9 protein-coding genes and 2 pseudogenes are annotated in these 16,045 nt (G+C 55.8%); 2 read left to right on the top strand and 9 right to left on the bottom strand.

The annotated features are described in order from the left end of the window. A pseudogene (locus B9H04_RS18290) lies at positions 1 to 104 on the top strand (IS1595 family transposase); the annotation flags it as partial. Between the two features lie 144 nt (positions 105 to 248). On the opposite strand, the pseudogene B9H04_RS15140 reads toward B9H04_RS18290, so the two are convergent. Continuing rightward, positions 249 to 938: pseudogene (locus tag B9H04_RS15140) on the bottom strand (IS701 family transposase); the annotation flags it as partial. Between the two features lie 891 nt (positions 939 to 1,829). Further along, the gene (locus B9H04_RS15135) at positions 1,830 to 2,807 is read right to left on the bottom strand and encodes an IS1595 family transposase (RefSeq protein ID WP_085682832.1); all 978 of its coding nucleotides are present in this window, start codon (positions 2,805 to 2,807) and stop codon (positions 1,830 to 1,832) included. Positions 2,808 to 3,034: 227 nt separating this feature from the next. On the opposite strand from B9H04_RS15135, the gene B9H04_RS15130 reads away from it, so the two are divergent. Beyond that, complete coding sequence (locus B9H04_RS15130; RefSeq protein ID WP_085682831.1) at positions 3,035 to 3,358, top strand: hypothetical protein; 324 nt, start codon at positions 3,035 to 3,037, stop codon at positions 3,356 to 3,358. Positions 3,359 to 4,040: 682 nt separating this feature from the next. On the opposite strand, the gene B9H04_RS15125 is transcribed toward B9H04_RS15130, so the two are convergent. From B9H04_RS15125 to B9H04_RS19755, 7 genes are all read right to left on the bottom strand, one after another. Continuing rightward, on the bottom strand, positions 4,041 to 5,477 hold the full coding sequence (locus tag B9H04_RS15125; RefSeq protein ID WP_345775823.1) for an orc1/cdc6 family replication initiation protein: 1,437 nt from the start codon (positions 5,475 to 5,477) through the stop codon (positions 4,041 to 4,043). A gap of 800 nt (positions 5,478 to 6,277) precedes the next feature. Beyond that, positions 6,278 to 7,912, bottom strand: coding sequence for a hydantoinase B/oxoprolinase family protein (locus tag B9H04_RS15120; protein ID WP_049933281.1), 1,635 nt, complete (start codon positions 7,910 to 7,912; stop codon positions 6,278 to 6,280). Next, positions 7,909 to 9,900, bottom strand: coding sequence for a hydantoinase/oxoprolinase family protein (locus tag B9H04_RS15115; RefSeq protein WP_049933279.1), 1,992 nt, complete (start codon positions 9,898 to 9,900; stop codon positions 7,909 to 7,911). Before B9H04_RS15115 ends, B9H04_RS15120 begins: the two co-directional genes overlap by 4 nt. A gap of 157 nt (positions 9,901 to 10,057) precedes the next feature. Next, positions 10,058 to 11,302: an RNA-guided endonuclease InsQ/TnpB family protein gene (locus B9H04_RS15110; RefSeq protein WP_049933278.1), complete on the bottom strand. Its 1,245-nt coding sequence runs from the start codon at positions 11,300 to 11,302 to the stop codon at positions 10,058 to 10,060. Between the two features lie 206 nt (positions 11,303 to 11,508). Next, entirely contained in the window at positions 11,509 to 12,951 is a 1,443-nt protein-coding gene (locus tag B9H04_RS15105) for a carotenoid oxygenase family protein (protein WP_049933277.1), read from the bottom strand. Positions 12,952 to 13,520: 569 nt separating this feature from the next. Further along, positions 13,521 to 15,203 (bottom strand): NAD+ synthase, encoded by a 1,683-nt coding sequence (locus tag B9H04_RS15095; RefSeq protein ID WP_080508707.1) that lies wholly within the window; start codon positions 15,201 to 15,203, stop codon positions 13,521 to 13,523. A gap of 560 nt (positions 15,204 to 15,763) precedes the next feature. Further along, positions 15,764 to 15,907, bottom strand: coding sequence for a DUF7563 family protein (locus tag B9H04_RS19755; protein ID WP_425433497.1), 144 nt, complete (start codon positions 15,905 to 15,907; stop codon positions 15,764 to 15,766). Positions 15,908 to 16,045 lie beyond the last annotated feature (138 nt).

Here is a 16,045-nt window from a genome sequence, read left to right as displayed (position 1 = left end):
TGGAACAGGCCGCTCGGACCTACGGCTTCCTCCGGTCACTGAACCTTACTGGGGCACCGATCCACAGTCTCGTGGACTGTATCGCTGTCAATGTATTCCGCTAGTTCCGCCAGTCTACCGAAGAGCGTCCAGGCAAGCCGTCTGAGCGATGCCATATCGCCAGACGGCGTCCAATTCCCGGTTAGCTTGACGGAATCCTTCCGTGAGAGCGTCTGAGATAGCCGTCACTCGGCGGCAAAACAAGGCATCTCGTCTTCAACGTCGCGTTCAACCGTGTCGATGCGCTCTGCAAGCGCATCGACGCGGATCTCTTCGCCGCCGTAGGTCACCTGTCGGTTGCTCCGGAGCGGGCCGATCCAGTCTTTGTCGGAGGATTCGATGAGTTCAGGAAGGCCAGAATCGTGGGCGAACCACGAGTCGAAGAGGTAGGTGTCCGCCGGGACACCTACCTCGTCTTCGAGTTCGGTGACGATCTCGCGGGCGAGATCGTACTTGGTGTCGTGGTCTTGGTCATTGTCGTCCTGTTTTTCGTAGAGTCGGAAGGTGAGTGGGTAGGCGGTTTTGTTGTCAGCGTAGAAGGCGTAGATGAGGTCTTGGCCCCAGACAGTGTCACCTTCAGCGTGATCGTAGAAGTGGCCGACGCCGGGGACTTCGTCCCCGGCTTTGTGGGTGATCGTGTCGTCGAGGATGATGTAGCCAGCCTTCGACCAGCGTGTTTCACCGTGTTTTTGGAGTTCTTCGAGGCGTTCGTGGTTGAACTGTTGTTCGTCCCAGTCGTACTCGGTGAGGAATTTGTTGAGAGCGCGTTTGTCTCCAGCTGGAAGGACTTCGCGTGAGATGCCTGCCACGGTCTTGTTGCTGGCCGCAACAAGACCGGTGGCGTAGGTTTTCGCGTGATGACGTTGAGCTGATGACAGCGATTCGAACTCGTCAAACACACGCGTTCACGACAAGAAGTCCGTAATCGGCATCATCCGTCTTCACTACCGCCTACGTCACGCTCCTACTTCAACGTTCAAAGCTGAGTAATTAATTTCAACCGATGCTTTGTCCGTGTATGGGTTCACCGCTCTCCCGTCGTCGAGTGCTCCACCTTTGTGGTGTGACGAGCATCGCGGCGTTCTCTGGCTGTCTCGCTGACCCGGGAGACAACGGTGGCTTACTAGAGATTCTTCGCACAGATACACCAGACGGAGCAACGGTGACGCCGTCGAGTGATGAACGACTTCGTTCCGTCGAGCCGATTCGAACAGCGCTCAGCCGTGCAGCGGAGCGTTCGGTCGCCGACCAGCGCCTCGACAGGTCGAAGTTTTCGGACGTCAGAGCGGCGCTCTCTCCGCTACCCTATTATGACCGTAGCGACCCGCAGACCGACGGAACTCTCCCCTCTGGAATATACCTTCGTCACAACGGCTCGACGTACGTCGCCTCACTGTGGCCCTACTGTACCGATTCGATTCTCGGAAGCGCAGAGAGTGAGCAAGGCGACTACGGCCGGGGTGGATGTTTAAATCCCGAGGAGCGTCCCGGCGACTCCTAACAGGGTCTTCATAACCATCGCTCCCCGAGTTCTGTAAGCTACGGACTCGCTGAGCAAAGTGGCTGAACCGCTACGGGGCAACCCTTATTGTATTAGACCCGCGCTCTGTAGCTACCGATTCAACTGGTTCAGTAACAACCATTCTCTCGTGACCGACTCGCGCGCTGTATTCATTACGGCTCCAAGAATATATCATCAGTTGAGGATTTCAACAGAGACATTTGCGGCGAAATGATTTAGCGGATATCTCTGAAGTGGTCAGTGGTAGATCGTCAGGAGAAAATCGCTCTTATGTAGAACTACGGAAAGCCCCTATAACAAGGCAGTCAATGGTGATATCGACGGATGCGCCTGTGAGATTCAGCGATCTAATGATCCCGAATGTATGAGCGGCCTGGTCCAAGCCTTGCTTGGACAGGCCGCGGAACTTCCGCAGCCACGGTTGAACAAGCGAAAACAGGCATTCTGCCTGATTGATGTGGACTCCGTCAGGCGATACGTACCTCTCTTTGTGGACGACCGTTCGGTGATCCCGATCCATCTCGCGGTACGCTTGGAGTCCATCTGTCCAGACCTCTCCCAGCCGCTGGGAGAGGTCTTCAGCTTCCTGAATCACTGGCTCAAGATCGCCTTCGTACTCGATACCGCGCTGTCCGCGAATCACACGAAGTGAGTCGCGGCACGCCGCGACGAGCGTCAGCTGGTCACCGTGACCCCCTCGCCAGCGTGATCGGCCAGTGCGCGACGAGCCGCCGCGAGAACGGCTGTTTCGCGGCGGCTCTTGACCTTTGTAACCAGAACAGACTTTGCCAGATTCGTCGACCTGTGTCGGTCCATCGACGGTCTGGTTAAACAGTTCCCAGGTGAGGGGGAAGCCGCGCTGAACCGCGGCTTCCGCCTCCCGAATCGCTGTGTGAATGGTCTTGTAAGCGCGACCAAGCAGCGGCGCAATCTGGTTGATGCTCAGCAGCGTATCTGCGTAGAGGGTGAAAGCGAGAAGCACCTCTCCTGCGGTGAGGTGCTTCTCGTGAAATGGCGTTCCATGGGTGTATACTGGCTTAAATTCGCAATTACGACACCGAACTCGGTCGTGTTTCTCCCACGTCATAATGCTCTGGTGACCGCAGCGAGGACAGGATGTATTCTCCCAGAACTGCTTGAGCCGCCGCTCGATGCGGGCATCGAGCGGCTCGGTGTTGATCTCGATAACGCCGAGCTCGATCAACTGCCGAAACATCCTGCCAAACGCTGTCTGAGCAGAAGGCATATTGCCAGATTAGAACTGTCTGAGTGTAATTATACGGGCTTTCCGTAGTTCTACATAAGAGCGGAGAAATCGCTCTTGTGTAGAGCTGCGGAAAGACGATTTAACATGTTGAACACCCACCGTAGTCCGGCGATTTGAACCCGAGATAGCGTACTCAATTCGGAGCTGGCACAACCAAACGACCTCTTTCCGCGTTTCTACATAAGAGCGACACGAAGCGACTGACGATGTCTCCCAAGCCACCGACGCCACCGGAAGACCTCCCGACAGAGATCGTTGACACACTCAACAGCTACTCGCCAACGGATCTCCGATACGTCGCACGCTACGCCGAGGCGCTCGCATCGCACAAAGCACGTGGCGCTCAGCCCGACGAGGAGTCAGCTGACGACCAAAATGAAGAGCGACCTGATGATATCCCAGATGACGTCCCCGCCAAAGCGACGATCACGATCAAGGCGATCAATGGTAACCGCTACTACTACTGGCAGTGGCGGGAAGGGGAAAAGATCCGCTCACAATACAAAGGGCCAGTCGACGCGGACGAGTAGCTTCTGACAAGTATACTGGGCAGCGTGTCATAGAATACGTCTCACGCCCTCTACCTGAGGATTATACAGCCCTAAATTCACTCCTAAGACCGTGATTCCTCCATTCAACGGTTCTGTTCAATCTCTAGACTGCAAATTATACCCATCGAGAACTATTGTATGACAGGCTCATACTGGGACTTAGGTCAGTAGAGCCGTCCATGCTCTCCGGACAAATTCCTCGATAATCTGGTGTTTTAGCACTTCAAAAACGAGATCACACATCGATAGAGGGGTGTATACTCGATTTAATGGGAAGTTACTTAATAGGGTCAAACAGGTGAGACGCATATCTTCTGTGGTTTGATAACAGACACACCGAACACATCGATAGAGGGGTGTGTGCTCAGGCTAACGGAAAACAGTATTTAATCTGTAGATTGAGTCGAAATAAAATCCAGGTTGTATCGTGGTAGCAGGCTGTTTTGAACACATCGATAGAGGGGTGTGTACGTGAACTAACGGGATATCATGAGCAAGGGGCCTAAGACTAGCGTACAGAATGACAATTGTTTCTTGATACAACCCTAGGGAACACATCGATAGAGGGGTGTATACGCAAACTAATGGACACAGTATCAGGTCTACTCGATCCTGAATGGATCTGGAGGGCGACGAACGGTGATCTTAGTGAGAGTCACCCCTACGTCTGGTTGCGAATTTGAGCTTCAACGACGGAGTTGACCTCATCTTCGGAGACCGCCTCAATGCGCGAATCCTCTCGAAGTGTTTCCAGAATTGTTTCTGGTCGCTCTCCGAACTGGAACTCAAGGAACATTCCAGAGCTCGGGCCGTGGCTCCGACGTTCGAAGTCGACCAGCGAATAGGTTGTGAGCTCTTTCATTTTATTGACGTACGTTTCTTGGTGGTACTGATCAGCGTCGATGGCGTCAGTCAAGTACTGGTACACACGGTAGCCGGTCGTGCTTCGAGCAGACCCGCTATCGGTTTTGGAGGCGACGGCTGCGGTTGCGTATAAGCAGAGCTTCTTTTGTGTACTAATACCACGGACAACCTCAAGCACCCGATTCTTTTCGACTTTGGCTTGTGCGGTACGGACGTGTTTTTCTCGAACGCGAGTGTCACCTTCCCGTTCAGCTAATTCACCGGCAACACGCATGAGATCAATCGCCTTCCTGGCGTCACCATGAGTTTGTGCGGCGAATGCCGCCGCAAGTGGGATGACAGCCTCGTCGACGACATCTTCGTGGAAGGCATCTTGCCTGCGTCGAAGAATCGATTGAAGTTGATCGGCATCGTAATCGTCGAAATGGACATCTTCGGGAGTAAACGAGCTAACTGCGCGACTCCCAACAGATTCCATCATCTTCGTGTCGTTCGAGATCGCAACGACCGAGATATACGCGTTTAGGTCGTCGTTCGTCCCAGCCCGAGAGAGCTGATATAGTAGTCGCGAGAACGCGGGCTCTTGTTTGTCCCGTCGTCCAACGAGCATGTCCAGTTCATCGAGGACAAATACGACGGAGTCGAAATGCTCGTTAACGATACGGTAGAGTTCGTCCCATTTCTCCTTCGTCGCGACGCCGTGTTTAGGAACCTCGACAGCAACCCCCGCTTCATCGGCAGCCTGTTGGACGAGCTCATACACGGCGATACCCAGCGTATCCAGATCTTGGCAGTTCACTTCGATTGTGCCGAACTGGATATCTCGGCTTTTACAGATCCGGCTGATGTTATGGCAAACGGCCTTTGTGATCAGCGACTTGCCCGTTCCGGACGGGCCGTAGAGGAACAAATTTGGCGGTCGGTTGTCTCCAAGCGCAACACGGAGCATTTTGGTGACCTCCTGGAGTTGCTCGTCGCGACCCACAATGCGGTCCTCTTCGACGACGTAGTTAGGATCAAGTAGCGCTCGTTCTCGAATTAGCCCCTTCTGGTCATCAAACTCGAGAAGCATATCCTCGATCGACTGGGAGGGCTCCTCAGAATCAGAATCGCCCTTGGACTGTGAATCACCAGTTGTGACGTGAGACGTATTCGACAGCTCTGCTTGAGCCGTTGTCTCATCCTCCGGCGATCCCGACTTCTCTAAAGGATCATCGGAGTCGTCAATACCCATACGCACACTGATACCGCCCTGTATGAAAAAGGTTCCCCACCTCTATCGAAGTGTAATTAGACGTTTGAAACCGCACAATACCGTATTAATCGCGTGAGAACAGTGATAACGGGGTAACTACCAGTAGCCGGTGACGATGTGTTCACGATCGCACGCTCGAAGACACACACCCCTCTATCGATGTGTTCGATGTCTTCGCAGGGTGGGGTGATTTGCTGGCTGGTTCAACTGGCGTATTCGAGGTAGTCACGTCTTGTCCGTCTAAATCGAACGAACCGTGCTCTCGTATGTTCTGAACGATTCGTTCTATTCTCCTCATTCTCTCTTCTTCTCTTCTTCAACTAACACAAACACACACACCCCTTTATCGATGTGTTCGATGTGTTCTGACAGCGTGTATTCTGTGGCTTTCACAACGACAGCTCTGTGCCGCTAGCTCCCTTACAATACCCGACGTATAACAGTTCAAGACGCCGATTTTGGGCTCTATCGACAATTACAGCTCAGATCTCACTAGTATCGCCTCGACGACGAGTGAGCGGAACACATCGATAGAGGGGTGTGTCTCTTTCGCCTCAAAGTGACGCCTGTTGTATGAGAATTTTACTCTAACCGTGATTCAACTTCTAGCTTATCTAACAGCACCGAACGTCGAGAACACATCGATAGAGGGGTGTGTAGTCCGCAACGTGCTAGCTGCTACACTCACATCTGGTGTTGTAATTTCATGAAGCCGCCGCGGCCGGTGATGTATTGCTCGACCGCGGGCCAGGACAGTTCTTCGAGTTTGTGTGTGTCAGTCATTGATCCTCGTGGTTGTCGCTCACTTTCTCGTCGAGGCGGTCGGCTTTGCGGTCGTCGGCTGTCCGTTTGCTAGGATTACCGTATCCGCCGCCGCCAGGAGTCCGGACTGTGATGGTTGTACCTGCCTCTACCTCTCGAGTAGTTTTGGCGGGTAACGGCTCACCATTAGCGAGGTTCTCACCCGCTGCCCCGGGCTCGCCGCCCGCAGCGCCCTGTGGACGACGACGACGGCGCTCAGTCAGCAATGAGACTACTGCCTCGGTCTCGATGGTTACTGACCGAACCAGTCCCAAGCCGCCGCGGTACTGCCCGTCGCCGCCACTACCCTCACGGAACCCGTATTGTTCGACTGTGAAGGGATACTCAGCTTCTAGTACCTCAATTGGTGTGTTTAGCGTGTTAGTCATCCCAACTTGGACGCCGTCCATCCCGTCTTTGTTGGGTCGTGCGCCGAATCCACCGCCGATAGTCTCGTAGTATGTGAACCCTCCACGATCGCGGTTCCCAATAATAACGTTGTTCATGGTCCCCTGCGATGCTGCTGGCACACGTTCAGGGGCAGCCTCGGCGAACGCCGCGAACACCACGTCGGTGAGTCGTTGGCTGGTTTCAACATTGCCCCCAACGACCGACGCCGGGGGTGTCGGATTCACGACCGTTCCCTGTGGAGCGGTAACAGTGATGTCGGCGTAACTCCCATAATTCGGGGGAATCTCGGGGTCAGTGATACACCGAACTACAAAGTACACCGCGCTCTTCGCCACCGACAGCGGTGCGTTCATGTTGCCGGCACACTGGTCGGCGGTCCCTGTGAAGTCAACTTCGACTGTGGCCCCATCGACGGTGATGGACACCCTAATCGGTATCTCTGCGTCGCTCACGCCGTCGCCCTCAAGCACATCATGGGCCTCATAAGTTCCATCGGGGAAAGCAGTCAACTCATCTGTCATCCGGGCCTGAGAGTAGTTGATAACCGCGCCGAATGCCTGGTTGACTTGGTCGCGTCCGTGCTCGTCGATAAGCGAGCGCAATCGGTCTTCAGCACGATCGTGGGCCGCAAGCTGTGCGCGAAGGTCTGCTCGCCGTTCGGTCCTGTCACGTACGTTCGCTAAAATCATCGCCAGCAGATCCTCGTTCAGCTCGCCTCCGGAGCGGAGCTTGACCGCGGGGAGGCGTAACCCCTCTTGATAAATATCAGTAGCGCCGGCGGGCATGCTCCCGGGAGTCATCCCACCCATGTCCGCGTGATGCGCCCGTGTTACGGCGTAGCCAATGACATCTGATTCTGTTGCGATTGGTGAGACAATCGTCACGTCCGGGAGATGGGTCCCTCCCTCGAACGGGTCGTTCAGGATGTACGCATCACCCGGCTCGGGATCCTTTGCGGTCACGGCGGCAACGGCGTCCGGCATCGCGCCGAGATGAACCGGAATGTGCTCTGCTTGTGCGACCATCCGGCCGTCAGCATCGAACAGCGCAGTAGAGCAATCTTGCCGCTCCTTGATGTTCGGCGAGTAGGCACTTCGTATAAGTACCTTCCCCATCTCCTCAGCAATGCTCTCAAGTTTATTTCGAAACACCTCAAGAGTCACTGAGTCGATACTTTCGGCTGTCGAGTCGTCAACCGTCATCGTTGTACCTCCGTGAGTGCGAGCGAGCCGTTCTTTTGTACAGTTGCCTCCCACTCGGGAGGAACAACAGTCGTGCTTTCGTCTTGTTCGAGCACGGCTGGGCCGTCAATTGTGGTCCCGCTCGTCGTTGGTCGACGGTAGACAGGAGTTGTGTACTCCGTACCGTTGAACACGGCAGTATGCTCTGCCACTTTCTCGAAGGTTTCTTCTGTGAGCTCAGTCGCAGAAGCGCTCCGTGGGATGGTCGCGGTGACTCGGAGATTTACCACTTCAACTGGTTCCTCGGCCGTATAGCCGTACACTCTCTTGTGGGCCGTCTCAAATGCGGTCCGAAGTACGTCAGTCTCGATAGGCTGCTCCACGTCGACCTCAAGTTCGAAGCTTTGCCCCCGGTAGCGGAGGTCAACTGAACACTGAAGCGATATATCACCTGCGATTGGGTCGGACGGCAGTTCGGCCGTAAGTTGCTCGTACACCGTCTTAAGTTCTGTTCCCGTTGTTTCCGACAGAGGCGTTTGATACGTTCGGACAGCGTCGTACGTCTCGTCGGCGTCGAGCAGACCGTACGCCGATAGCACGCCGCAAACGTGAGGAACAACGACGGTTCCGATGTCAAGATCATTCGCGAGCGCCGCGGCGTGTACAGGACCTGCACCGCCGAATGCGGCGAGACCGAACTCGCGGGGATCGTGTCCTCGTTCTACAGTGACTGAGCGGATCGCTCGAGTCATATTGGTGTTCGCAACGCGGAACACGCCTTCTGCGGCCTCTCGTGCGGAGTCGAGATCAGCTTCGTCCGCCAGTCGTTCAAGCGAATCAATAGCGGCATCCACGTCGAGCTTGAGTTCCCCGCCTAGTTGCGTCTCCTCGCTGAGATAGCCCAGCACGAGGTTTGCGTCCGTCACCGTTGGCTCTTTGCCCCCATGACCGTAGCAGGCAGGCCCTGGCTTCGAGCCTGCTGACCGAGGTCCTACGCGGAGTGCGCCACCAGCGTCGACCCACGCGATGCTCCCACCGCCAGCTCCAACAGTCGTCACATCAACCATCGGAACGCGGATTGGGTGGCCATCGATCTCACTTTCTGTGGTCCGCTCCACGCTGCCATCTCGAATGAGGCTCACGTCGCTCGACGTACCGCCCATATCGAATGTAACGAATCCCTCAAATTCGTCTTCTCCTACCGTTGTCCCATTTGCTCCAACGACGCCCGCCGCGGGACCAGATAGTACAGTTTGAACGGCGTGGGTACGAATCTCACTTGCCTCGGCGATTCCACCGTTGGACTGCATGATTCGGGGCTGAGGCAGCCCCAGATCGCTAGCACGCTCCGCTAACTGTCCGATGTAGGAGTCGATCACCGGCGTAACGTACGCGTCAACGGCTGCTGTTGATGTCCGCTCGTACTCGCGGAACTCGTTGAGAACCTCATGAGAGGCCGACACCGAGACATCGAGTGCCTCTCGAAGCCGCTTGGCTACGAGCTGTTCGTTGCTCGGATCAACGTATGCGTGAAGGAAAGAGACAACGATGCTCTCGACATTCCGCTCGCGTATTTGCTCTATAAGATCATCGATCACGTCCACGTCGGGCACCGTTCGATCGCCCTCTATCGTTGTCCGCTCTGGAAGCTCGAACCGGTTCCGACGCTGTATCAGTGGTGTCGGCTTCTCAGCGTCAAGATCGTAGAGATCTGGACGCGTCTGCCGACCCACTTCCAGTACGTCACGGAAACCGTCCGTGGTCACGAGTGCCGTTTCGGCGCCGTCAGCTTCGAGCAGGGCATTGGTTGATACCGTCATCGCATGTGAGAACTCGGTGATCTCGGACGGGTCAATTCCTGCGTCCTTACAGGCCTGCTGGATCCCACGGATGACACCCTCGCTCTGGTCTGTCGTTGAGGGAACCTTTGTCGTTGTGAGCGTGCCCTCTGCGATGAGTACCACGTCGGTAAACGTACCGCCGACATCAACGCCGACGGCCGTCGTCATTGTTCCTCGCTCGACCGAGCACCGCTCCATCGATTTATCCCAACCATTGAGCGTCTGTCGGCTCGTGTGCCGTGCTTCATTGATATGTTGTACCAAGTATCACTCATAGAAAAGAGTAATTAAGATGGGCACATACTCTGTGTAAGCTAACCCACGGCTAAAGCCGTGGGCTTTCAGCGTGGACTCCCGCTCTGGCCGACATTTCGGCAGGAGGGTCATACCCTCCATTCGCGTTCAGCGTCCCGCTGTTTAACCGCACGCCTACGGGTGCGCCTCCACCAGAGCCAGTTTGGTTCCGGCGGAGATACCGCAAGCCGATGTTCTTGGTGGCGTTGTAGTCGGCGTGGTTCTCGTACCCGCATTTCAGGCACTCGAACTCTTCGCCGTTACGGTTGTCGGGGTGCGTGAACCCACACGTCGAACACCGCCGTGACGTGTTCTTCGGGTCAATCTGCTCCACGTTGATGCCGTACTCGGCTGCTTTGTACTCGACGTACTCGAACAGGCGGTTGAATGCCCACTTGTGGCCCCACGACGCACCAGTGCGCTCACGGATGTCGGTCAAGTCCTCAAACGCTATCACCGAACAGCCGTACTCGCGGGCTTCAGCTACCAACTCGTTCGAGATGCGGTGGAGCGTGATTTTGAACCGACCTTCCTCTTTCCGACCGACCGATTGGATGTTCTCATGCGCCCACCGCGTGCCGTGTTCCTGTAAGTCACCACGCCGTTGCTCGTATTCGCGCCGCCAGTGGTCGAACTCGTCACCCGTCCAGAACGTGCCAGTCGAGGCAACTACAAGACTGTTCACGCCGAGGTCAACCCCGAGAACCGTTCCGTTCTCGGTGGCTGTCTGCTCCGACGTGTCAGACTCCACTTCCATCTTACAGTGGATGTGAAGCATCCAGTCGCTGTCCCGGTAGTGTAACTCCGCCCCTGTCGTCTCGTACTCATCTGAGAAGAGGTATTCCGCGTGGGGCGTGTCTTGTTCGTCGTCAGGAAGCACGTAGTCGGCTTCAATCCGTCCGTCTGTGGTGGCGAGGCTGACGTACTCGTCGTGGAAGGTGGCGGTGCGGTGGTCGTAGACGACGTGTGGGCTGGTGAAGTGCGGCATCGACGCCTTCTTCCCCTGTTTCCACTTCTTGACCACGCTCTTACAGGCGTCAGCGGCCTTGTTCCGGGCGGCTTGGACGTGGTTGCTGTGTAACGCCGTCTCGTCGCGCAGGTCTTCGTAGGTGTCGTCGTGAAGCGTAGTTTTGCTCGTGGTGACGTATTCGCCTTCGAAGGCGTGGCGAGTTACGTAGTTAGCGGCCCACAGGAACTCGTCGACGGTGTCTTCGATGAGTGCGGCGTCGTCACTATCCACGGCGAGTTTCACCGGAACAGTGCGCCGCTTCTCCATACATCATACGTACTGCCAATAATTCAAAACTATTGGGGAGTCGGCCCTGTCGTAGTCGGTGGGTTGTTGCACGGAGCGTACGCGCTTCCTCCCACCCCTGAAGGGGTGGGTTTCCGCGCTGTTTCCGCTATGATTCGGCCAGAGGGGGAGTCCACGCTGAAAGCCCACGACTTTAGTCGTGGGTTAGCTTACTTTGATCCGACACCTCACGCCATACTCCGTCCGGGAGCCACGGGGCCGTAGAATTGCCCGTGGAATCCGAACGGGAGACGATGCGGGAGCTCGGCTCGGCCGAGTTCCCCGAGCGTCTCGGCGTTGAGACAGACCAACCGGGAGCGGTCTGCCTCGGGATCTAATACGACCGAGAGCAGCACCCCGTCGTCCTCGTTTTCTGCCTCAGGCGCGGGGACGAACAGCGGTTCGCCTGGATGAGTACCTGACTCGCACCAGCGGTGGGCCGTGCCGGTGTCGACGTCCACCTTCGTGATATCTGTCGGCAGACTTGACGCTCCGTCAGTTTCAGCGAGGTAGACGTATCGGTGGGATGTACCGTTAACCGCTCGGTAGTTGATCACTGGGAATTCAACTGGACCACGGTGGAGTGGCTCTCGAGTTGCCTCACCGCCGGACAACGGTACCGTGTACCGACACAGGTCGCCTCGTGGAAGGTCCGGATCGTCGCTCCGGAGGTTTGACAATGCGAGTCCGGTCACTGCGCGATCATCGTCGAACGCAACTACATCGACGACGAGCTCGCCATCACGCTCGAACGCGTTCGCGTGGTGATAGATGAACGCCGGTGACGCCGACGCGGTTGCCACGTGTTCACCGGTCGAGCGATCGAGGATGACGAAGCGGAGGGGCGTCGACAGTGGCTGAAACGCGTCAAGGAACGTCTCCTTCGTTACGCTACCTTTGAGGAGCTGCGTGGTATCCAGCCCGTACGCGTTTACCGTCACGACGACGTGCTGGTCGGTCACAGCGAAGGAATGAATGTACGGTGCCTCGTCGAACTGAAGCCGACTCAGCGGGGTCGGCGTCCCACCGTCTCTCGGCCGCTTGAACACCGTATACACCGTGTTGCGACCATAGGACACCCCCAGATTGATGAACTCTTCCGCGACAGGGTCGTAGTGAACATGAGCGAGAGTCAAATCGCAGTCCAATCCAGCCGTGAGATCGATTCGCCCCGTCGTTTCGAGCGTGTCAGGGTCGAACGTCAGTGCTGTCGGTGACTCAGTAACCGCCGCGAATTTGTCGCCGAACCGCTGGATACCGATGACTGGGTTGTCCGGAAATGTCCCTTCGAGAACTTGACGCAGTCGTGTCCAGACCGATCGATCGGGAGGTGTTCCTGGGAACGGGGTTCGGACGCCGCCATGATCCTGTGCGAATGCGTAATCCCGGCTCTGGACAAATTTGTTCGCGTACCTAACCTCACCGTTGTCAATCCGAAAGCGCCGGAGCATGGCGAACGGGTCGAACCAGTGTCGCAGCCCTGTGTCGCCGGCCTCGAACTGTCCCGGCCCGTTCCCGATGAGATCCCCAGAGAGCCAGTCTGGAAACTCCCCAGTAGTGGGTAACTGTTTGTCCTCGATCTCTTCACGCTGCGTGCGGAAACCGGCGCGATAATCTCTGTGTTCGCTCATACGACCCATTGGAACTGATGTGGCCTATTATCATCGGTAGTTGTGTAGCTCAACCGTGGCGCTGCGAGCAGCATCTCATATCTAATGCGAATCTAATAACTGCCTAAATTTAAACGAACCCTCATAACAAACAGAACCACGATATGCTAGCTTCGGGTTGGTTGAAATCAAGCTAGATATCTCTCACTTATGCCAATAGATAGCCAACGTATACTTGACAGTCTACATACTATATGTCGTTTGTTCGCATGTAGGCCTCAGGAGTCAACACTGTAGCTAGCAATAAAAATGAAATCGTCGGGATGGTCTCTGCGACAGATCTCACGGCGCAGCTAACATACGTGGGTAGCAGTGGAACTGACTGATTGGATGAACTTGCTGTCGTTCGCCGTCTGACTACTAGCTCCGTGTATCTAAGACTATTATCTAAAATACAAAACTAAGACCTTTACCTGAGACTTGTGCCTACGCTTCCTACTGGAATTCTAACTCAACGGCTGCTGCGACGCTCTCCAGCAACGTCATCCGAAACTTGGCCCGGTTATTTGAAGCGGCCAGCTCACGAAGTCTCAATGGTCATCGAGTAGACAATCGTACGCTGCGGCAATTGGATAGTTCCATCCACGCCCGAGTGCCTTCTGTGTGATACGAAGTGGCGGTGGAGTTTGCCGTCGTTTGAATTCGGCGTGTGTAGTCCGTCTAAGTGCTTCGTCAACAACGTGGTCGGGATATTCCTCTCGTATCGAACTGATGGTTTCGCCTTCCTCGATATACTGTTCAAGAATAGGATCCAGTACCTCATACGCTGGGATTTCCTCTTCGTCGGCCTGCCCGGAACGAAGCTCTGCGCTCGGCTCTTTCTCAATTACAGACGTTGGAATCACAGGCGATGATCCTGCTGAGGAAAGTGTCTCGTTGAACACACCAGCTAACTCGTAGACCAGCTGTTTGTAACAATCACCGAGTGGAGCAAGCGCGCCTACGGCGTCGCCGTACAGCGTACAGTAGCCGACTGCGGCTTCGCTCTTATTATCTGGGGTGAGCACGAGCGCATTACGCTGGTTCGCTATTCCCATGAGGATAGACCCACGGATTCGCGCTTGGATGTTCTCAGCAGCAACACCAGTGAGCGATGCGTTGTTCGCATCAAGCGTCTGGGAGATGTCCTCCACTGCCGATCCGATAGGGATCACATCGAACTCGATGCCTAAGTTTGCCGCTACCGTCTGAGCGTCGGCGATGCTCTGTTGGCTTGTGACCTCACTTGGGAGAGACACGGCATAGACGTTCTCTGCGTCGAGTGCCGCTACTGCGAGCGCGGCCGCGACTGCGGAATCAATCCCACCTGATAACCCAACTACGGCTTCCTCAAACCCGGTTTTTTCGAAGTAATCCCCTACGCCGAGCGTGAGTGCTTTGCGGGCCTGCGTAGCGCGGGTTTCAGTATTACCTGTCGGAACTGTTGCGTCTCCGCCGACCGAAACGTCCACGACAGTAGTGCTAGACTCGAATCCTGTCAACTGCTCGTGGACCGCTCCATCAACAGCGACCAATGAGTGTCCGTCGAAGATCAACTCGTCATTCCCACCGACTTGATTAACAAACACAACCGGACAGTCTGTCTCAGCAGCATGCGTTGCGAACCGGTGTTCACGTCGAGACGGTTTCTCGAGACTGAATGGGCTCGCAGAAAGCGTAATAATAAGATCCGCTCCGCTCGCAGCTGTGTCCTGTAGCGGACTCTCGTCGTGGCGGCGTGTCCCGGTTACGACGGCATCCTGCCACGCGTCTTCACAGATCGTGAGTCCAATGGCGGTGTCCGCGATATCTACGACTACTGGGTCGGTCCCGGGCTGGAAGTACCGATGCTCATCGAAGACATCGTATGTCGGCAGTAACCGCTTGTGGTACGTTTCACTCTTCTTTCCATCGCGGAGCACGATTGCGGCATTGTGGATCGGCGCACCGCTGTCACGCTCGGTCCTGACCGCAGCGCCGACGATTAACGGTGGCCCGTCAGCGGTTTCTAAAGCCAGATCATTGAGAGCTGCTTCTTGAGCATCAAGTATCTCTGCTCGGTGGAGTAAATCACGCGGTGGATACCCAACTATCGAGAGTTCAGGTGTGACAACGAGATCAGGCTCAGTATCCGCCAGCTGCCTGTACTCCTTGGTTATCTTACCGAGGTTCCCGTCTATATCACCGATTACAGGGTTGTGTTGTATAACTCCTACTTTGAGCTGCTCTTTCATCTCTATAACAATATGTTGGGCGCGCGGTAATAAAAACAGATCTAATATGAGTAACCGATCATTTCCGTTTGATCAACGAACGGGGGTCTGTCGGAGCAATTTCAGATTCGAGTTCACCAAGCGACATCACCTCTCGCGACCGAGACAGGACAGACATGACCGACCGTGTGTCCGGCCTGTACCGTTCCTCATATGCTTTGAGCTGGCGTGGAATCACTGAGCCTGATCCCGTGCGCGGTAACTCTCGTAGCGACGGCAGCCGGGACTGACCACACTGTATCGGTTGGCACCGCCATCCCATCGATCGCAAGACAGACCAGTTCTCCCCGGCCGCGACGCGCCGCAACGACAAACTCAAATCGACGAGAGCGGGCGTCGACCGCCGTCACGTGGATTGTCGAGAGACTATTGGCACTCTCCCACGTTGTCGTGTCGACGACGCTGAGTTCGCCTGCTGGTGTTACGACTGACGAGCCACAGGCCGGACAGGACCCCTCATGCGGTGTCGTTCCAAGATACCCGTAGTCAGTGTCACATGCGAAGCAGTGTTCCATCGTTCGTTATGAGCGACGGGATAACACTGTCTCTGCGATGTTTGCCTTATTGGAACACGCCGGGCAGGCAACTACGTCACCGCCGTCCAACCCGAACACGGTCACAAACTGTTGTGAGACGTGTGCTCCGCAGTGTGCGCACTCCGGCATTAGATCACCCTAGCGAGCCCTCCATCTCGAGTTCGACGAGGCGGTTCAGCTCGACGGCGTACTCGATCGGCAGTTCCTCCGTGATCGGCTCGATGAACCCGGAGACGATCATCTGTTTGGCGTCGTCGTCGTCGAGCC

The sequence above is a fragment of the Halorubrum ezzemoulense DSM 17463 genome (assembly GCF_002114285.1).
Lineage (GTDB): Archaea > Halobacteriota > Halobacteria > Halobacteriales > Haloferacaceae > Halorubrum > Halorubrum ezzemoulense.
The sequence above is the reverse complement of the archived record's forward strand: the minus strand, read 5'-3'. Positions and strand labels throughout refer to the sequence as shown.